This is a genomic window from Mesorhizobium sp. M0816, assembly GCF_040320005.1.
Classification (GTDB): Bacteria; Pseudomonadota; Alphaproteobacteria; order Rhizobiales; family Rhizobiaceae; genus Mesorhizobium.
Map to the genome: position 1 here is coordinate 187,057 of NZ_JAMYOT010000012.1, position 17,695 is coordinate 204,751.

The 17,695-nt window shown below is 59.7% G+C and carries 17 protein-coding genes; 8 read left to right on the forward strand and 9 right to left on the reverse strand.

Features of this window, described 5'->3' with window-relative positions; all coding sequences use genetic code 11:
• Nucleotides 1-150: 150 nt before the first annotated feature.
• From ccoP to ccoN, 4 genes are read right to left on the reverse strand one after another with little or no spacing between them, the layout of a single operon-like run.
• Nucleotides 151-1,014 carry a cytochrome-c oxidase, cbb3-type subunit III gene (gene ccoP / locus NKI17_RS20515; RefSeq protein WP_352906729.1) on the reverse strand — a complete coding sequence of 288 codons (864 nt, stop codon included), beginning with the start codon at nucleotides 1,012-1,014 and terminating at the stop codon, nucleotides 151-153.
• A 2-nt stretch (nucleotides 1,015-1,016) separates the two neighbouring features.
• The gene (locus NKI17_RS20520; RefSeq protein ID WP_023759205.1) at nucleotides 1,017-1,166 is read right to left on the reverse strand and encodes a CcoQ/FixQ family Cbb3-type cytochrome c oxidase assembly chaperone; all 150 of its coding nucleotides are present in this window, start codon (nucleotides 1,164-1,166) and stop codon (nucleotides 1,017-1,019) included.
• 12 nt (nucleotides 1,167-1,178) lie between these two features.
• Nucleotides 1,179-1,910 (reverse strand): cytochrome-c oxidase, cbb3-type subunit II, encoded by a 732-nt coding sequence (gene ccoO / locus NKI17_RS20525; protein ID WP_352726182.1) that lies wholly within the window; start codon nucleotides 1,908-1,910, stop codon nucleotides 1,179-1,181.
• A gap of 11 nt (nucleotides 1,911-1,921) precedes the next feature.
• Nucleotides 1,922-3,532 carry a cytochrome-c oxidase, cbb3-type subunit I gene (gene ccoN / locus NKI17_RS20530; RefSeq protein ID WP_352906730.1) on the reverse strand — a complete coding sequence of 537 codons (1,611 nt, stop codon included), beginning with the start codon at nucleotides 3,530-3,532 and terminating at the stop codon, nucleotides 1,922-1,924.
• Nucleotides 3,533-3,784: 252 nt separating this feature from the next.
• Between ccoN and NKI17_RS20535 the strand changes: the two genes are divergently transcribed.
• Complete coding sequence (locus tag NKI17_RS20535) at nucleotides 3,785-4,201, forward strand: hemerythrin domain-containing protein (RefSeq protein ID WP_352726210.1); 417 nt, start codon at nucleotides 3,785-3,787, stop codon at nucleotides 4,199-4,201.
• Here NKI17_RS20535 and NKI17_RS20540 read toward each other — a convergent pair.
• Nucleotides 4,198-4,926 carry a Crp/Fnr family transcriptional regulator gene (locus NKI17_RS20540; protein WP_352726179.1) on the reverse strand — a complete coding sequence of 243 codons (729 nt, stop codon included), beginning with the start codon at nucleotides 4,924-4,926 and terminating at the stop codon, nucleotides 4,198-4,200. The two genes, NKI17_RS20535 and NKI17_RS20540, sit on opposite strands and share 4 nt — an antisense overlap.
• A 155-nt stretch (nucleotides 4,927-5,081) precedes the next feature.
• Here NKI17_RS20540 and hemN point away from each other — a divergent pair, with 155 nt between their 5' ends.
• A complete protein-coding gene (gene hemN / locus NKI17_RS20545; RefSeq protein WP_352798397.1) occupies nucleotides 5,082-6,431 on the forward strand; it encodes an oxygen-independent coproporphyrinogen III oxidase in 1,350 nt (449 codons plus the stop codon).
• A gap of 12 nt (nucleotides 6,432-6,443) precedes the next feature.
• Here hemN and NKI17_RS20550 read toward each other — a convergent pair whose 3' ends face one another.
• The 4 genes from NKI17_RS20550 to NKI17_RS20565 all read right to left on the reverse strand — a co-directional run bounded on the left by NKI17_RS20550 (nucleotide 6,444) and on the right by NKI17_RS20565 (nucleotide 9,969).
• Nucleotides 6,444-6,875: a potassium channel family protein gene (locus NKI17_RS20550; RefSeq protein ID WP_352620273.1), complete on the reverse strand. Its 432-nt coding sequence runs from the start codon at nucleotides 6,873-6,875 to the stop codon at nucleotides 6,444-6,446.
• Nucleotides 6,876-6,937: 62 nt separating this feature from the next.
• A complete protein-coding gene (locus tag NKI17_RS20555) occupies nucleotides 6,938-7,270 on the reverse strand; it encodes a DUF779 domain-containing protein (RefSeq protein ID WP_352798396.1) in 333 nt (110 codons plus the stop codon).
• 68 nt (nucleotides 7,271-7,338) lie between these two features.
• The gene (gene adh / locus NKI17_RS20560) at nucleotides 7,339-8,856 is read right to left on the reverse strand and encodes an aldehyde dehydrogenase (protein ID WP_352798394.1); all 1,518 of its coding nucleotides are present in this window, start codon (nucleotides 8,854-8,856) and stop codon (nucleotides 7,339-7,341) included.
• Nucleotides 8,857-9,000: 144 nt separating this feature from the next.
• Nucleotides 9,001-9,969 carry a helix-turn-helix domain-containing protein gene (locus tag NKI17_RS20565; protein WP_352798393.1) on the reverse strand — a complete coding sequence of 323 codons (969 nt, stop codon included), beginning with the start codon at nucleotides 9,967-9,969 and terminating at the stop codon, nucleotides 9,001-9,003.
• Between the two features lie 850 nt (nucleotides 9,970-10,819).
• On the opposite strand from NKI17_RS20565, the gene NKI17_RS20570 reads away from it, so the two are divergent.
• The 6 genes from NKI17_RS20570 (at nucleotide 10,820) to NKI17_RS20595 (ending at nucleotide 17,480) form a co-directional block, all read left to right on the forward strand.
• Nucleotides 10,820-11,782 (forward strand): LysR family transcriptional regulator, encoded by a 963-nt coding sequence (locus NKI17_RS20570; protein WP_352798392.1) that lies wholly within the window; start codon nucleotides 10,820-10,822, stop codon nucleotides 11,780-11,782.
• 205 nt (nucleotides 11,783-11,987) lie between these two features.
• Nucleotides 11,988-12,992, forward strand: a complete 1,005-nt coding sequence (locus NKI17_RS20575) for an amino acid ABC transporter substrate-binding protein (protein ID WP_502894564.1) — start codon at nucleotides 11,988-11,990, stop codon at nucleotides 12,990-12,992.
• Between the two features lie 130 nt (nucleotides 12,993-13,122).
• A complete protein-coding gene (locus NKI17_RS20580) occupies nucleotides 13,123-14,250 on the forward strand; it encodes an amino acid ABC transporter permease (protein WP_352906731.1) in 1,128 nt (375 codons plus the stop codon).
• Between the two features lie 3 nt (nucleotides 14,251-14,253).
• Nucleotides 14,254-15,393: an amino acid ABC transporter permease gene (locus NKI17_RS20585; protein ID WP_352798388.1), complete on the forward strand. Its 1,140-nt coding sequence runs from the start codon at nucleotides 14,254-14,256 to the stop codon at nucleotides 15,391-15,393.
• Between the two features lie 63 nt (nucleotides 15,394-15,456).
• Entirely contained in the window at nucleotides 15,457-16,185 is a 729-nt protein-coding gene (locus NKI17_RS20590; RefSeq protein ID WP_352906732.1) for an amino acid ABC transporter ATP-binding protein, read from the forward strand.
• A 77-nt stretch (nucleotides 16,186-16,262) separates the two neighbouring features.
• A complete protein-coding gene (locus tag NKI17_RS20595) occupies nucleotides 16,263-17,480 on the forward strand; it encodes a MalY/PatB family protein (RefSeq protein WP_352906733.1) in 1,218 nt (405 codons plus the stop codon).
• The last annotated feature ends 215 nt before the right edge of the window (nucleotides 17,481-17,695 follow it).

The following is a 17,695-nucleotide window of genomic DNA, read 5'->3' on the forward strand; positions in this document are numbered from 1 at the left end:
CGAAATACAGCGTCGAGCGGATTTTGCTGCCGACTGGATTGCGCCGCGTTGATGCAGGTCAATCGCCTGGCCCACGGAAAACAAATCGAGGCCCGGCAGAGCCGGACCTCGTCGCTTCGGCGGTGAGGGCCGGAGAATAGGCCCCTGTTCCTATTCTCCACCGCCTAGCGAATGCACGTAGACCGCCAGCTCCTTGACCCTGGTTTCGCCCAAGCGCGCACCCCAGGCTGGCATCACGCCCTGTTTCGGCGCGGTGACCTGGGCGGCGATGGCCGCTTCGCCCGATCCGTAGAGCCAGATGGCATCGGTCAGATCAGGAGCGCCGAGCTCCTTGTTACCCTTTGCATTGTCGCCGTGACAGGCCACGCAGTTTTCGACAAAAACCTTGGCACCGGGCGCCACCAAAGATTGGTCGCTGACGGTTTGGGACAGGCTGGCAATATAGGCGCTGACCTGTTTGATCTGATCGGCAGTGATGATGTCGCCAAAGGCCGGCATTTCCGACAGGCGCGTATCCGGATCGGATGCGAAGCGGATACCATGCGTGACCGTCTGCTGGATCTGGTCCGCCTTTCCGCCCCACAGCCAGTCATCGTCATTGAGGTTCGGGAAGCCCTTGGTGCCCTGGGCGCCGGAACCATGGCACTGCACGCACTTGACCTTGAACGCGGCGCCGCCGGCAGCGACCGCGAATTCGCGCAAACCATCGTCCGCCGCGATCTCCGAAACACTCTTCGATTCTATCGCCGCGACATATTTGCCCTTCGCCGCTTCAGCCGCCGATAGCTCGTTCTTGACTTCGTTGCGGCTCGAATAGCCGAGCACGCCCGTTGTTGCCGAATGCAGCAAAGGCCATGCCGGATAGGCGATGGTGTATCCGATTGCCCAGACAATGGTGGCGTAGAAGGTTACGACCCACCAGCGCGGAAGCGGGTTGTTCAGCTCCTGAATGCCATCCCATTCGTGGCCGGTGGTCGAAACGCCAGAGATTTCATCGATGTGCTCGTCGCTCATGATCACTCGTCCTCAAGGGGAATCCGGGCAGCTTCGTCGGCCAGCTTGCGGCTGCCGGGGCGCAGGGCGAAGGCAATTGCGCCGACAAAGAAAAGCGCCATGGCGACCAGGCCCCAGCTGTCGGCAAACTCTCGCATCAGATTGTAATCCATAAATAAAACTCCTCAGCGATAGCCGGCGGCTTCGTCGTAGTTCTTGAAGTCGACCAGTGTGCCGAGCATCTGCAGATAGGCGACGAGGGCGTCCATCTCGGTGACCCGTTGCGGGTTGCCGTCGAAGTCGCCGATCTTGGCTTTGGGGTAGCGGGCCTCGAGGCCGGATGTGTCGGCGTTGGGATCAGCCTGCGCCATCAAGTCGGCGCTGGCGTGTGCGATCATGTCGTCGCCGTAGGGGACACCGACACGGCTGTTGGCGACCAGATGCGTCGAGAAATCTTTCACCTCGATCGGCGTGTCTTTCAGGAACGCATAGCTCGGCATGATTGATTCAGGCACCACCGAACGAGGATCCGTAAGGTGCTCGACATGCCATTGATTGGAATAGCGGTCGCCAACCCTGGCGAGGTCCGGTCCGGTGCGCTTCGATCCCCACTGGAAGGGATGATCGTACATCGACTCGGCCGCCAGACTGTAATGCCCATAGCGCTCGACCTCGTCACGGAACGGCCGGATCATCTGGCTATGGCAGAGATAGCATCCCTCACGCACATAAATGTTGCGCCCGACGAGTTCGAGCGGCGAGTAGGGGCGCATGCCTTCCACCTTCTCGATCGTATTGTCGAGGTAGAAGAGCGGTGCGATCTCGACGATGCCACCCACTGTGACCACGAGAAGTGATCCAATGAGCAGAAGCGTGGCGTTCTTCTCGATCAGCGCGTGTTGGTCCATCAAGCCCATTGTCTGGCTCCTTATTCGGCAGGCTGCAGGACGGGCAGGGAGCCCGGCATTGGTTGTTCTTCGCGCTGGTAGCCGAGGATGGTCATGGCGATGTTCCAGGCCATGATCAGGGCGCCGGAGAGGTACATGGCCCCGCCGATGGCGCGCATGACATAGTAGGGGTGCATGGCGGCGACGGTTTCGGCGAAGGAGTAGACCAGGAAGCCCTGCTCGTCGTATTCGCGCCACATCAGGCCCTGCATGATGCCGGACACCCACATGACGGCCGCGTAGATGACGATGCCGAGCGTCGCCAGCCAGAAGTGCCAGGTGACCAGCCGCAGCGAGTAGAGCCGTTGGCGGTTCCAAAGCTTCGGCACCATGTAATAGATCGCGCCGAACGAGATCATCCCGACCCAGCCGAGCGCACCGGAGTGCACGTGACCTATGGTCCAGTCGGTATAGTGCGACAGCGAATTGACCGTCTTGATCGACATCATGGGACCTTCGAAGGTCGACATGCCGTAGAAGGCGATGGCCATCACCATCATGCGGATAATCGGATCGGTGCGTAGCTTGTCCCAGGCGCCTGACAGCGTCATCAGGCCGTTGATCATGCCGCCCCATGACGGCATCCACAGCATGATCGAAAACACCATGCCGAGCGTCTGCGCCCAATCGGGCAGGGCGGTGTAGTGCAGGTGATGCGGACCGGCCCAGATGTAGAGGAAGATGATCGCCCAGAAGTGGATGATCGACAGGCGGTAGGAATAGACCGGCCGGTTCGCCTGCTTGGGCACGAAGTAATACATCATGCCGAGGAAGCCGGCGGTGAGGAAAAAGCCGACGGCGTTGTGGCCGTACCACCATTGCGTCAGGGCGTCCTGGACGCCGGAAAAGGCGGAGTAGCTCTTGGAACCCAGGAATGAGGCCGGCATCGACAGGTTGTTGACCAAATGCAGCATCGCGATGGTGACGATGAAGGACAGGTAAAACCAGTTGGCGACGTAGATGTGCGGCTCCTTGCGCTTCAGGATCGTGCCGAGGAACAGGATGAGATAGGCGACCCAGACGATGGTCAGCCAGATGTCCACATACCATTCGGGCTCGGCGTATTCGCGGCTCTCGGTGATGCCGAGCAGGTAGCCGGTCGCGGCCATGACGATGAAGAGCTGGTAGCCCCAAAACACGAACCAACCGAGATCGCCGCCGAACAGCCGAGCGCGGCAGGTGCGCTGGACGACATACAGGGACGTGCAGAGCAGCGCATTGCCGCCGAAGGCGAAGACGACGCCCGACGTATGCAATGGCCGTAAACGGCCGAAGTTAAACCAGGGCTCAATGTTGAGATCGGGGTAGGCAAGCTGCAGCGCAATGACGACGCCGACCAGCATACCGACGACACCCCAGAACATGGTGGCGATGGCGCCATAGCGGATTGGCCCATCCATGTAGGCGGACGGGTCGATCGGAGCAGCCACTTCGAAATTCGTGTTGCGGATGAGGATGGCGACAAAGCCGAGCAGCACAAAAAACAGTACCCACATATGCTGCCGGAATGGCTCGTCCACACCGAACCCGGCTGCCACAAGGGCCGCAAATGTGAACAGGCCCAAGGCGAAGATTTGCGTGCCGAACTTCATGACCTGTCCCCGACCTCGGATTGGGATGCGCGGATACCAATCCGCTTGACACCAATTCAGCAGTCGCGTCGTCGCTGCCTTGATCCATGTCAAAGCCATTTGCTTTTGGATTGGGCAGCTTCGAACTCGCAAACGATCAGGAGGCTTTCATTGGACGGGGAGAACGAGCGGAAATCGTCGCTGTTTGAAGCCCGCCGCGAGATTTCCATGCCGGTCGGACGGTTCGATCGAGAGTTCCTCCCGGGCGCTGTGATGAAACGTGCCCATGGGGAAAAGCTGCGGCTCTGTGACGCCTTGGAAAAGATCGCCGATACGTTGCCGGCCGCAGATCGCCTGAACTGTATTGGCGTGGCCAACGCGATCGTTCCGCTGCTGCGCAACATTCACCAATACGAGGAGACGGTTATCTTTCCGGCCTACGAGGCTGCTTTGACTGGCAGCGATGCCAAACTTGCTTCAACTCGTCGATTGCGCGCAGAACACGTCGAGGACGAATGCTTTGCCGGCGAGGTGACTGAAATCCTGCTGGCGATCGGCCATGGCGAGACAGTCGAGAATGCCGAGGCTGTCGGCTTCATGCTGCGCGGCTTATTCGAAAGCTTGCGCCGGCATATCGCCTTCGAACGCGAGCACGTCTTGCCGATGATCGGGGTCGTCGATGCCGGTTAGGTGCCGGAGCGTCGCTGCAGCCGGCTCATGTTCTCCACAGTCATGTGCCGGTTGTTGTCGATCCGGATTACGCTGTCTGTTCTCAGCCTGGTCAGTTGGCGGCTGACCGTCTCGATCGTCAAGCCGAGAAAATCGGCGATGTCGGCGCGCGTCAGCGGCAGGTCAAAGCTTGTCGACTGGGCCGCCGGGTCAAGCATAGGATCGATATTCCTGGCGATCATCAGGAGAAAGCTCGCCACCTTTTCCGCAGCACTCTTGCGCCCCAGCGTCACCATCCAGTCTCGTGCTTCGTCGAGTTCATTGAGCGTCTGCTTGAAGAGACGATGCTGGAGCTGTGGTGATTCCTTCATCATGCGTTCGATGGCGGCTTTTGGAAACGAACACAGGGAAACGGTCGTTGCGGCTTCGGCGTTGATCGCGCTCTCCACCTTGAAGGGCCTGCCTAGAAAATCGGGGGCAAACTGGAGGCCGACAATCTGCTGGCGTCCGTCCGACAGGCTCTTTGTGAGCTTCACCACGCCGGAAAGCACGTTCGAATAACGGTCGACGGTCTCGGTGTCACCAATCAGTTCTGCGCCCGGTTCAACGGTATGCTTCGATGAGGTCTTGGCGAGGCCCACCAGTTGATCGGGATCGAGCGCGCCGCAGACGCCATGGTGGCGCGCTTCGCATGATCGGCAAAGCACTGGAATGCCGGTGCTGTGAATATCCTGACGCAGTGTCATCATGATCGTCCGAGGACCCAAACTGCCGGCAAGATAGCATCGGCGGCAGGAAAATCCTTGCGGCAGTTTGTCCACAGCGGACTTTGACCGAAATCAAGGCTGCCGGCCAGTAATGTGGTCAAAGTCGGGCCATGCAAAGTGGAGCGGATAAAGGGGTGCGCCCAGAATTAGTTGCCAGACTTGGTGAGAACGTGCCGCGCTATACGAGCTACCCGACAGCGCCGCATTTCAATACAAGCGTCGATGCTGCCGTTTGTCGAGGCTGGCTGCAGGCGCTCGACGAGGGCCACGAGATATCGCTCTATCTGCACATCCCGTACTGCGACAAGCTTTGCTGGTTCTGTGCCTGCCATACCAAGCAGACACGCCACTACGAACCGGTGAGCACGTATCTTCGCTCACTGCATGCCGAGATCGCCACCGTCGCCAGTCTTGTCGCAGGCAAGGGCCGCGTGCGTGCCGTCCATTTCGGCGGCGGTTCGCCAACGATGCTCAAACCGGAGGATCTGGTGGCGCTGGGAACCGTCCTGCGCAACAGCTTCACCTTTCCTCCCGGCGCCAAGATCAGCGTCGAAATCGAACCCAATGATATGGACGATGCCCGCCTCGACGCACTCGCCGAAATCGGCATGACCCGTGCGAGCCTCGGCGTCCAGGATTTTGACCCGAAGGTGCAAAAGGCAATTAACCGCGAGCAGAGCTTTTTGCAGACCAAAGCGGTAGTCGACGGCGTTCGTTCGCGCGGCGTCGAATCGGTCAATCTGGACCTGCTCTACGGCTTGCCACACCAGACCAGGGAGAGTGTCTCCTCCACCGTCGCGCAGGCACTAACCCTGGAACCGGATCGGATAGCGCTTTTTGGCTACGCCCATGTGCCGTGGTTTAAGAAGCATCAGACGATGATCGACGAGGCATGGCTGCCGGGTCCGGCAGAGCGGTTTGCTCAATCGCAACTTGCGGCGCGGGCGATCGTGGACCAGGGATACGAAGCAATCGGCCTCGACCATTTCGCCAAACCGGGCGATGCCCTCGCGCTTGCCGCCCGCGCCGGAACACTGCACCGGAACTTTCAGGGCTATACCGAGGATCGCTGCGAGACCTTGATCGGCCTTGGCCCGTCATCCATCAGCCAGTTTCGCGAGGGCTATGCACAGAACATGCCTTCGACCGCCGAGTATGGACGCATGGTTGCTGATGGCGGGCTGGCCGCTGTTCGGGGTATCGCGCTTTCCGACGACGACCGTGTTCGCGGCTGGATCATCGAGCGATTGATGTGTGACTTCGCCTTCTCGGCGATTGAGCTGGTGGAACGCTTTGGCGAAGCCGGCCAAAGACTTCTCCTCAAGGCGAGTTCCACGGCTCTTCATGGTCCTGCGCGGCTGCTTGAACTTGATGGTGACCGCTTCGTCGTGCCGGCGGAAAGCCGGCCCTTTGTCAGAAGCATCGCGGCGAAGTTCGACAAATATTTCGAAACCGGTACAGCCAGGCATTCCGTAGCGGTCTGAACGATCGCCTGTTCAGAAGTGCTCGCCGGCCTTGAATGGGCCAATGCGGGTGCCGGCCGCGATCAGATAGGCGGTCGACCAGCCAATCAGAAGAAATCCGTTCACGCCCTCTAGAGCCGCGAGGACGCGCCATGCGTGAGCGGGCACAATGTCGCCGTAGCCGACGGTCGAGAAGGTGATGGTGGAAAAGTACAGCGCGGTTTCGAAGTCAGCAAAGATATCGAGCAACCGGTATAGTCCTGCCCAGAGCCACACCTCTGTGGTCATGATGGCAAAGAGTCCCATCACCACGCTGATCATCGCAACGATGCGGCTGCGGCGCCCGTGCATGCGAAAACGGGCGACCAGGTGCCCCATCGCATGTGTGACCACGATCAGACCAAAGGTGTGAACCAGGACCGTAAGGCTAATGACGACGGTGCCGATGAGCAGATTGAGGATCATCTTCGGAACGTAGAGATTGCTGCGGTGCCTTCCTTGCTCGAAATCAAACCCGCAGGTTTCGCCTACGCGGTGCAGATTGTCGACCGGGTCAGGAACCGCTTCTCCCGCCCGTTATCCAGCGAGAACATGCCACCGCGACCCGGCACCACGTCGATGATGAGATCGGTATGTTTCCAAGCCTCGAATTGGGACGCACCGATGTAGAACGGCGCGTCGCCGATGTAGCCGAGCAGCACATCCTGGTCGCCCACGATGAAGCCGATACGCGGATAGCACATCGGCGAAGAGCCGTCGCAGCAGCCGCCGGATTGATGAAACAGCACCGGACCGTGCTCGGCAACGATCTCGGCGATCAGTTCAAGGGCTGCCGGTGTCGCTGTGACCTTCGCTCGCATCGTGTTTTCCGATTTCCAGCCTTTGGCGCGGCCCCTCGCGGAGCCGCGCCTGTGGGTCAAAGCGGCGATCAGAAGAAGCCGAGCTTCTTCGGGCTGTAGCTGACCAGCATGTTTTTGGTCTGCTGGTAGTGGTCGAGCATCATCTTGTGTGTCTCACGGCCGATGCCGGACTGCTTGTAGCCGCCGAAGGCCGCATGCGCGGGATAGGCGTGGTAGCAGTTGGTCCAGACGCGGCCCGCCTGGATCGCGCGGCCGAACCGGTAGGCGCGGTTGCTGTCGCGTGTCCAGATACCGGCGCCGAGGCCGTAGAGCGTATCGTTGGCTATCCTGAGCGCTTCGTCGTCGTCCTTGAAGGTCGTGACCGAGACCACCGGTCCGAAGATCTCTTCCTGGAAGATGCGCATCTTGTTGTGGCCCTTGAACACCGTCGGCTTCACGTAGTAGCCGCCGGCGAGATCGCCGGGCAGGACGTTGCGCTCGCCACCGGTCAGCAACTCGGCGCCTTCCTGGCGGCCGATGTCGATGTAGGCCAGGATCTTTTCCAACTGCTCGGATGATGCCTGGGCACCGATCATCGTTGCCGGGTCGAGCGGATCGCCCTGCACGATCGCCTCGACACGCTTCAGCGCACGTTCCATGAACCTGTCGTAGATCGATTCATGAATGAGCGCGCGGCTCGGGCAGGTGCAGACTTCGCCCTGATTCAGCGCGAACATGACGAACCCTTCGATCGCCTTGTCGAAGAAATCGTCGTCTTCGGCGACAACGTCCTTGAAGAAGATGTTGGGCGACTTGCCGCCCAGTTCCAGCGTGACGGGGATCAGGTTGTGGCTGGCATATTGCATGATCAGCCGGCCGGTCGTAGTTTCTCCGGTAAAGGCGATTTTGGCAATGCGCGGCGACGACGCGAGCGGCTTACCGGCTTCGAGGCCGAAGCCGTTGACAATGTTGAGCACACCCGGCGGCAGCAGATCGCCGATAAGATCGGCCCACAGCAAGATGGCAGCCGGCGTCTGCTCGGCAGGCTTCAGCACGACGCAGTTTCCCGCGGCAAGCGCGGGAGCAAGCTTCCAGCAGGCCATCAGCAGCGGGAAGTTCCACGGGATGATCTGGCCAACCACCCCGAGCGGCTCATGGAAATGATAGGCAACGGTATCGTCGTCGATCTGCGAAAGGCTGCCTTCCTGGCCACGCAAGGCACCGGCGAAATAGCGGAAATGGTCGATGGCTAGAGGCAGGTCGGCGGCGGTCGTTTCGCGGATCGGCTTGCCGTTGTCCCAGGTTTCGGCACATGCGAGGAGATCGAGGTTTTCCTCCATGCGGTCGGCGATGCGATTGAGGATTAGTGAGCGCTCGGCCACGCTGGTTCGCCCCCATGCGTCCTTGGCGGCATGGGCAGCGTCTAAAGCCGCCTCGATGTCCTGGGCATCCGAGCGAGCCACCTCGCAGAGCAACTGACCATTCACCGGCGAGAAGTTTTCGAAATAACGGCCCGAACGCGGCTCGGCCCATTTGCCACCGATGAAATTGCCGTAGCGCTTGTCGAAGGGCGCCTTGACCGGGCGTGAGAATTCAACCTTATTCAAGTGTCTTCCTCCCAAAGCTGGCGCCGCGGAATGCGACGCTTCGGAAAGAGACTTGCTATCTCCCACCGCTATTGCCAATGCGCCGGGGACAGTGAGCGGGCGGGTGTGTCGCAGAATTGCGACAGTCATGCGACGTTTCAAAAGTCAGTGGGACCTGTGGACGTCCAGGCGGTTGAGCTTGCGGTGAAGCGTGGCGCGACTGATGCCGAGCGCATGGGCTGCGGCCGAGACATTTCCGTCTGCCCGCGCCAGCGCCCGCTGCAGGACACCGCGCTCCGCCTCTGCGAGGACTGCGGGGCCGCTCTCGGCCCAGCCGAGCAGATCGGCCGCCGGCATCGGCTTGTCGAGACACCTTTGCGTAATTCCAAGCGCCATGCGGGCCGAGCGGGTCGCGCCGACCACGAGGTCGTCCGCACCGACCGCGATCAGCGCGCCGGACCCCTTGTTGGGCACCGGCGCCAGCAGAATTCGCGCCTTGGGGAATGCCATCTTGAAGTTCTCCGCCTCGATCCGCCGCGCCGCGTCGACTACGGCCATCGAAATCAGATTGGCGAAGACCTCGGTCAGATCGGCCCGGCAGGAAGACACGTCAAGCGCAGCCACAAGATCGCCCCGGTGGTCATAGATCGGAGCCGTGGTGCAGCTCAGCCCGGTGTTGCGCGTGTGAAAATGCTGATCACGGTGGATCGTCAGGACGCGCTGTTCCACCAGACAGGTGCCGATACCATTGGTGCCCTCGCTCTCCTCGTTCCAGACGGACCCTGTCCATAACCCCCAGGAACGAAACGTCTCGTCGTCCACAGGCGCGCCGCGCCGTTCGACCGGCACGCCGTCGCGATCGGCGAGCAGGACGCAGCATCCAACGCCTCCCACCGCAAGGTAGAGCCGGTCGAGGCTTGACTGGGCAGCCCGGACGAGTGGTTCGATCCGTTGTCCGGCCCCTCGCAATTCAGCCTCCGTCAGGTAGCGGGGAGGGCTGCAATCGGCCGGATCGAGCCGATGCAGATTGGAAGACCGTCGCCAGGAGGCAACCAGCGCGGACTTCGCCGCGGCATCCGAGGCAATTGCTGCCTGAATGCGGTCGGCATGATTACCGACCAAATCCTCGGCCATGCTTATCCTCCCAAGCCCCAGTTCTTCCTTTCGGCTACTAGACCACGGTTGCTTCAGGACAAGGCAACGCGGGTGTCGTATCAGATTTCGCTTTCTATCGACGCACTGTCAATTCGACAGAAGGACCAGACATCCTCTATGTTTTCCTGTCAGTCAGTGACGTTTGGCCAATGGATGGTCGTCCTCGCCTGTGCATTCTCTCTTCCAGGCAACCTTTCGGTTGATCCCCTAAAGCCTACCGGCATGAACTGGGCATTCATTGATCTAGAGCAAAGACGACCGACCATAATCAGCCGCGGGACCGTGCGGAACGGTACGGGAAGATTTCTGATTTTGGCCAACGAAAAACCAATAAAATCAAGCGTCACGGTACGTCTCCGGCAAAGACGAGTAGCGACGTGCGCATCGGAGGGGCGACGGACGGCGGAGTGTTCCGCTGCAGAGAGCCCGAACGTCGCGGCTCGTGGCAACAATAGGTAAGCAGAAGAACCAGAATCGGGTGACTACAGGGGGCTCGGGTGCGCAAATCTGCGCACGAAAGTTCGGGGCGTCCGGCGGTTTTTGTCGACTGATTATCGCCATCAGGCGAGCCTGTGCTCTCGGTCGTCCATATTCAGTGGGTACGCTTCGTGGGTCCTTCCACGGATGTTTTTCGAAGCCGATACTCCCTTGAATGACAGGCTATTGCTTGCATCGCTTGAGCACGTTGGGAGATCAAGTGGATGACGGCCCTCCCTACAGGTCAACGTGGCGTTCAATCACCCATTTGTTCGCCATGGCATCGTTCCTCCGGCGCGCTGAAAACGATGTTAGCATGCGGGCGAGGCATGATGAAAACGGGGAAGGTCTCATGAGTTTCGACGATATCGACCTCAATTTGTTGCGAGTCTTTGACGTGATGATGCGTGAAAGGAGCGTGACGCGCGCGGCAAGCGAACTAAGCAGAACACAATCGGCTGTAAGCCACTCCTTATCAAAGCTTCGGGATCTTTTGCAGGACGAATTGTTCACGAGAGACGGGGGAGAGATGCGGCCAACTCCTCGGGCAGTGGAGTTGCTGTCAGATATCTCTGCTGCGCTTGCAGCGATTCGCGCCTCGATCGAGCGGCATGAGGTGTTTAATCCAGCTACGACGCGACGCAACTTTCGTGTTGGACTTACTGACTACCACGCCATGATTTTCATTCCTGGGCTTATTCAAGAATTTTCGAGGCAAGCACCCGGTGCCACGCTGAATGTAATTCCCGCAAATGGACCGGAAATCGGTTCCTCGGTCTATTTGAGACAAGTTGACTGTGCGCTGACGGGAGCGGCAATACGCGACGACCCAGGCCTCTTGAAGGTGGAACTTGGCCAGGATCGGCTGTTTTGCGCGGTGTGGAGTGGAAGCAAGATCGCAGGGAATGCCATGACATTGGAAACATATTTGGCAAGTTCCCATCTGCAGATTTCCGCAGACGGCCTGGCTGAAGGGCTTGCCGATGCCGCCCTCAAACAGATGGGCCTACGACGTAATGTCGTAGCGACCATTTCGAACTATCTGGTGCTGCCCTGGGCGCTTCGCGGCACTGAACTGATTACTCATTGCGGCGATGCAATCCTGCAAATGCTGGACGAGAGGAGTGAGGTGACGTTGGTCCCGCCGCCCCTTCCCGTATCGAATGTGAATGCCTGGCTCATTGTTCACCGCCAGATGGCGAATGACCCGGGCACCAAATGGCTTCGGGAAATAATCATGAGCATCTACAACGAGTCGCGGACCGAGAGAGACCAAGGGTCAACCGTCGGAGCACCGGGGTTGGCTGCACCATAGGTCGCGCGCGCCGTCGCTCATTCGATTAGTCCGCCCCAAGCAAACTAGCCCGATCAGCACTCAAGCTCCCTTTCACCCGAGAGCGAGTGCCTCCTCAATTATGAATGACGCTCATTTTCGCAATGAGAACAGTCAATTTGACGAATAGTCATACTTGAGGCCACATTCCCTTCAACAAAAACAGGGGAATACCGAAATGAGATCGATGTTCAAGGGCTTTCTTGCCCTCGCTATCGCGTGCACCGCCTCCTCGGCGTGGTCCGCAACCCTCGACAATGTCAAGAAAAATGGCGTGCTGACGTGTGGCACAAATTCGGCCACGGCTGGCTTCAGCCTTCCCGATAATGAAGGCAAATGGACCGGATTTGTGGTCGACTATTGTCGCGCCGTGGCCGCTGCCGTGCTCGGGGACGCGCAAAAGGTTAAGTTCATCCCATTGACGCCAAAAGATCGCTTCACCGCCTTGCAGTCGGGGGAGATCGACATTCTTGCCCACAACGCAACATGGACATCGTCGCGCGATACGTCTCTCGGCATACTTTTTGCGGGGACGTACTTCTATGACGGCCAGGGATTTATGGTGCGCAAGGCGGACAACATCACATCAGCCAAGGGGCTCGAGGGCGCATCGATTTGCGTCACCCAGGGCACCACGACCGAGTTGAACCTTGCCGACTATTTTCGCTCGCAGTCGATCAAGTACACCACGGTTGGTTTCGCCGACGAGGAAGCTGTCGTGAAGGCTTACGAGGAGGGGCGTTGCGACGTCCTGTCGGCGGACACCTCTACCTTGAACGCATCGCGGCTTCGCATGGCCAAGCCGGACGACAGCATCGTTCTTCCCGAACTGATCTCCAAGGAGCCGCTTGGCCCGGCAGTGCGGCAGGGAGACGACCAGTGGTTCAATGTGGCGAAGTGGACGCTTTACGTCATGGTGGCCTCCGAAGAATACGGGGTCACCTCCAAGAACGTTGATGCGATGAAGTCGTCGGACAATCCCAGCATCCGCCGTCTGCTTGGCGTGGAAGGCAGCATCGGCAAGGACATCGGGCTCGGCGACGACTGGCCGGTCGAGGTGATCAAACAGGTCGGTAACTACGGCGAAGTGTTTGATCGGAATGTCGGCAAGGACTCCCCGCTGAAAATCGAGCGCGGCATGAACGCGCTCTGGAACAAAGGCGGCGTTCAGTACGCTCCGCCGATCCGCTAGGCAAAGCATGGTTGCAAGGCGCTGGCGTATTGCCACCAGCGCCTTGCACGGATCCCGATAGGAACAGGCCATGTCCGATTTGTCGCTTCCCGCGCCACCGCGCAGGAGCCTTTCGCTGCACGATACGAAAGTGCGAGGCGCTTTCTACCAGCTCTTGCTTGCTGGCTGCCTGCTGGCCGTGGCCCTGGGCATCGGCATGCAGACCGCATCGAATATGCGGGTTCGGAGGATTCCGCTCTCCTTCGATTTTTGGAATGAGTCTGCCGGCTTCGACATCAATCAAACCCTGATACCGTACGATGCACTGTCCACCTACGGTCAAGCCTTCTGGGTGGGAGTGATCAACACCCTCTACGTCAGCGTCCTCGCAATCTTGTTGGCGACCTTGCTTGGCTTCGTCATCGGCGTTGCCCGCCTGTCGCCGAACTGGATCGTTTCGAAGGTGGCGACCGCCTATGTCGAGCTTGTGCGCAATGTCCCGTTATTGCTGCAGCTGCTGTTCTGGTACAACGCCGTCCTCAAGCCGTTGCCTTCCCCGAAGGCATCCATCGCCATCCCCGGCGGCATCTACCTAAACAATCGCGGCCTCATCATTCCGGAGATCCAGTTGCATCCGGGAGCGGGGCTGGTGGGCCTGGCATTCGTGGCGGCCGTTTCCTGTTGCGTTGGATTCTGGTTTCGCGCCAGGAGCGTCCAGAGACGGACAGGCAAGCAGTTGCCGGTGCTTTTAGTCAGTCTGGCGACCTTGATAGGTTTTCCGCTGATCGTGTTCTTGGCGGCTGGCGAGCCGGTCTCGTTCGTCGCGCCGCAGCTGCGGGGCTTCAATTTTCAAGGTGGGCATCAGCTCTATCCGGAGTTTGCCGCTCTCCTGATCGGTCTGTCGGTCTACACCGGTTCATACATTGCCGAGATCGTCCGAAGTGGCATCCAGGCGGTGCCAAAGGGCCAGACCGAGGCTGCGTATGCGCTGGGGCTGGCGCCGGGCAAGACGCTTCGTCTGATCGTCGTTCCCCAGGCGCTGCGTATCATCATCCCGCCTTTGACAAGCCAGTATCTCAATCTCATCAAGAACTCGTCGCTTGCGGTGTTCATCGGCTATCCCGACCTCGTTCAGATCTTTGCCGGGACGGTACTCAACCAGACCGGCGCCGCCGTCCAGGTCATGGCGATCACCCTGTCAGTCTATCTCGTTATCTCCCTTGCCACGTCGTTGGCAATGAACGCGTGTAACCGACATTTTGCGATCGTCGAGAGGTGACGCATGAGCGATCAGTCCATGCATTTGCCAGTCGTCAGCAGCGCGCTCATACCAGCGATGGCGCCCCCCGCTGACGTTCGGCCGGGGCCAATGACCTGGACGAAAAAGAATCTGTTTTCGACGCCTTCCTCAGGCGCGCTGACAATATGCTTTGTCCTCCTCGCCGTGTGGCTGCTGCATCACTTTCTGAGCTTTGCGATCTTCGACGCGGTCTGGAGCGGCGGCCGCGAAGCTTGCCGTGCGAACAGCCAAGGAGCTTGCTGGCCTTTCATTGCCGAGAAGTTCGACTACGTGCGATACGGCGCGTACCCGGTTTCCGAGCGGTGGCGCGTGGACCTGGCACAGGCGATCGGCGCCATCCTCATCGCATGGCTTCTGTGGACGAAGGCTCCCCGGCGCAAAGTGGCGGCGTTGCTGTTCTTTCTCGTCTACCCCGTTGCCACGTTCGTTCTCGTGTGCGGCGTCGCCTGGCTCCATCTGCCTGTCATAGATACGACGCTCTGGGGCGGTCTCTTGATCACGCTGCTGATGTCAATTGTAGGCATCGTCTTCTCGCTTCCGATCGGGGTTATCCTGGCGCTTGGACGCAGGTCCGAACTGCCTTTCGTCAAGGCGGTTTGCGTCACATTCATCGAAGTCGTCCGGGGCGTGCCGTTTATCACGGTGTTGTTCATGGCGAACTTCATGATGCCGCTCTTCGTCCCGGACTATCTGACGCCTGATCGTCTCCTGCGCCCGCTCATCGCGATAGCGCTGTTCTCGTCCGCCTATATGGCCGAAGTTGTGAGGGCCGGCCTTCAGGCAATCCCGAAGGGCCAATACGAGGCGGCGAAGGCGCTTGGGATCAGCTACTTCGACATGATGCGCCTGATCATCCTCCCCCAGGCGTTGACGATCGTCATACCGAGCATCGTCTCCACCTTCATCGGTCTGTTCAAAGACACGACTCTGGTCGCCATCGTCGGCATCGCGGATTTCCTGAAAGCCATCGAAACGGCGCGCGTCGATCCGAACTGGGCAGGCCCGACGATCTCATCAACCGGCTACCTCTTTGCGGGACTGGTCTACTGGGGCTTTTGCTTCGGCATGTCCCGTTACTCGCAATCGATGGAGCGCCAATTGGCGCGTGGCCACAAATCCTAGGACGCGACGATGAGCCCACAAGCAATGTACGCAGCGACGAAGGGGACGCCCTACAACAAGGCGATGGCTATCGAGCTGCGTGCTGTCAATAAATGGTTCGGTTCATACCATGCGCTCAAGAACATCAACCTGTCGGTGCCACAGGGGCAGCGTATTGTCATCTGCGGCCCCTCGGGGTCCGGCAAATCGACGATGATCCGCTGCATCAACCATCTCGAGGAGCACCAGTCGGGCGAGATCATCGTCGACGGCAAGGCGGTAACCGGGGATCTGCGCAAGATCGACGAAGTCCGCAGCAATTTCGGGATGGTGTTTCAGCACTTCAATCTGTTTCCTCACCTTACCGTGCTTGAGAATTGCACCCTTGCGCCGGTATGGGTGAGAAAGATGCCGCGGATAGCTGCCGAGGAATTGGCGCGCCACTATCTGGAGCGCGTCAGAATTGCGGAGAAGGCCGACAGCTACCCAGGGCAGCTGTCGGGTGGCCAGCAGCAACGCGCTGCAATTGCTCGGGCCCTCTGCGTGAACCCGAAGATCATGCTCTTCGACGAGCCAACCTCTGCCCTCGATCCGGAGATGGTCAAGGAGGTGCTCGACACGATGGTGTCGCTCGCCGGTGAAGGTATGACGATGCTGTGCGTGACGCATGAAATGGGCTTCGCGCGGGAGGTGGCCGATCGCGTGGTGTTCATGGACCGCGGGGAGATCGTCGAGACCAACACGCCCCATCAGTTTTTCACCAACTCCCGGTCGGAACGGGCGCGGCAGTTTCTGGCGCAAATCCTCAAATAGGGACGTCCGCGGAGGCAAAGCGGCCGTAACCGTGGCAACAGATTTTTCCAGGTGATTATCAAATGGCTTGTGCAGACATGCCCGCATCGGCGCTCGGGCAAAGAAATATTGCGGAAGTCGATTTCGACCAGATCCACGACCGCCAGCAATTCGGATCCGTCAAATGGGCCAACCAATGGGATGAGTTCTCCCCGCGAGTCGAGGGAGAGGGCCTGCTCTCCCTATGGACAGCGGATATGGATTTCCGAGCCCCGGAAACTGTCATCGCGCGGCTGCGCGAGGCCGCGGACCACGGCATTTACGGCTACACCCGCCGCGATCCGCGCCATTATGAGATCGTGCAATCGTGGTTCACACGCCGGCACAACTGGTCGCCGATGCTGGAGACCCTGCTTCCAGCGCCAGCGATCATGCCGTCCGTAGCTGCGATACTGCGAACCTTCACGAAGCCCGGTGACGGCGTCATTGTGCAGTCGCCCGTGTACTCGCCCTATTTCGAAGTGGTTCAGGGAAACGGGCGGGTTCTATTCACGAACCGGCTGAGGTTGCAGAACAACAGGTATGAGCTCGACCTGGAGGACTTCGGGAAACTGGCGGCCGCCGGCGCCAAGGTGTTCCTGCTGTGCAATCCTCACAACCCTGCCGGAATGGCCTGGACACGAGAAGAATTGGCAGCGCTGAACGACATTTGTGAGCGCCATGGTATCTTGGTCATATCCGACGACATTCACTGCGACATAAGGCTGTCGGATCGTCCCCACATCGTCTTCTCCTCCATCTCGGACGATGCCGCAGAGAAGTCGTTCATCTGCACCGCTCCAACGAAGACTTTCAATCTTGCCGGGGTGCCTTCGGCAACCATTTCGGTAGCCAGCAAAAAGCGCCGCGAGGCGCTCCTTGCCGCAATGCAGGCGTCATTCATGGTGAACGCGAACTTTTTCGGCCGCCTGGCTCTGGAGGTTGCCTACAGCACCGGCGCGCCCTGGCTCGATCAACTCTCAGGCTACATCGCCAGCAACATCGATCTGGTTTGCGAATTCGCCGGTAAACATCTCCCAGGCATCACGCCCATGCGGCCCGACGCATCGTTTCTGGTGTGGTTGGACGCGCGCACGCTCGATTGCAAAGTGGGCGGAATTCAGAAGTTCTTTGTCGATCAGGCCGGGGTCAATCTGTACGACGGCCGCGTCTATGGGCCTGGCGGTGAAGGCTTCATTCGCCTGAACGTCGGCTGCCCGCGTCCTCTGCTGCGCCGAGGGCTGGAGCGCATGTCCAGCGCGCTGGCCTCCTTATAATCGAGCGGAATCTGGCCGGAGCGCCCCGAATGCGAATAGCCGTCATCAATCCCAATACCACCGCCTCGATGACCAGGGGGATCGTCGCGGGCCCCCCGGGGGGGGGGGGGGGGGGGGGGGGGGTTGTTGGGGGGGGGCACAAACGGGGGGAGGGAAGGAAATGGAGAGGCTTTGATTGGGAGAAGCGGGGGGCGGGGGAGGTCTCGGAGGTGGGG

Excerpts from the sequence above, each read along its gene's own strand:
- NKI17_RS20565 (WP_352798393.1), bottom strand. The coding sequence starts at position 9,969 with ATGGCCGAGGATTTGGTCGGTAATCATGCCGACCGCATTCAGGCAGCA.
- NKI17_RS20595 (WP_352906733.1), top strand. The coding sequence starts at position 16,263 with ATGCCCGCATCGGCGCTCGGGCAAAGAAATATTGCGGAAGTCGATTTC.
- NKI17_RS20555 (WP_352798396.1), bottom strand. The coding sequence starts at position 7,270 with ATGCGAGCGAAGGTCACAGCGACACCGGCAGCCCTTGAACTGATCGCC.
- NKI17_RS20520 (WP_023759205.1), bottom strand. The coding sequence starts at position 1,166 with ATGGATTACAATCTGATGCGAGAGTTTGCCGACAGCTGGGGCCTGGTC.
- NKI17_RS20540 (WP_352726179.1), bottom strand. The coding sequence starts at position 4,926 with ATGACACTGCGTCAGGATATTCACAGCACCGGCATTCCAGTGCTTTGC.
- NKI17_RS20570 (WP_352798392.1), top strand. The coding sequence starts at position 10,820 with ATGAGTTTCGACGATATCGACCTCAATTTGTTGCGAGTCTTTGACGTG.
- NKI17_RS20575 (WP_502894564.1), top strand. The coding sequence starts at position 11,988 with ATGTTCAAGGGCTTTCTTGCCCTCGCTATCGCGTGCACCGCCTCCTCG.
- ccoN (WP_352906730.1), bottom strand. The coding sequence starts at position 3,532 with ATGAAGTTCGGCACGCAAATCTTCGCCTTGGGCCTGTTCACATTTGCG.
- NKI17_RS20535 (WP_352726210.1), top strand. The coding sequence starts at position 3,785 with ATGAAACGTGCCCATGGGGAAAAGCTGCGGCTCTGTGACGCCTTGGAA.
- ccoO (WP_352726182.1), bottom strand. The coding sequence starts at position 1,910 with ATGGGCTTGATGGACCAACACGCGCTGATCGAGAAGAACGCCACGCTT.
- NKI17_RS20585 (WP_352798388.1), top strand. The coding sequence starts at position 14,254 with ATGAGCGATCAGTCCATGCATTTGCCAGTCGTCAGCAGCGCGCTCATA.
- NKI17_RS20590 (WP_352906732.1), top strand. The coding sequence starts at position 15,457 with ATGGCTATCGAGCTGCGTGCTGTCAATAAATGGTTCGGTTCATACCAT.
- NKI17_RS20550 (WP_352620273.1), bottom strand. The coding sequence starts at position 6,875 with ATGATCCTCAATCTGCTCATCGGCACCGTCGTCATTAGCCTTACGGTC.
- ccoP (WP_352906729.1), bottom strand. The coding sequence starts at position 1,014 with ATGAGCGACGAGCACATCGATGAAATCTCTGGCGTTTCGACCACCGGC.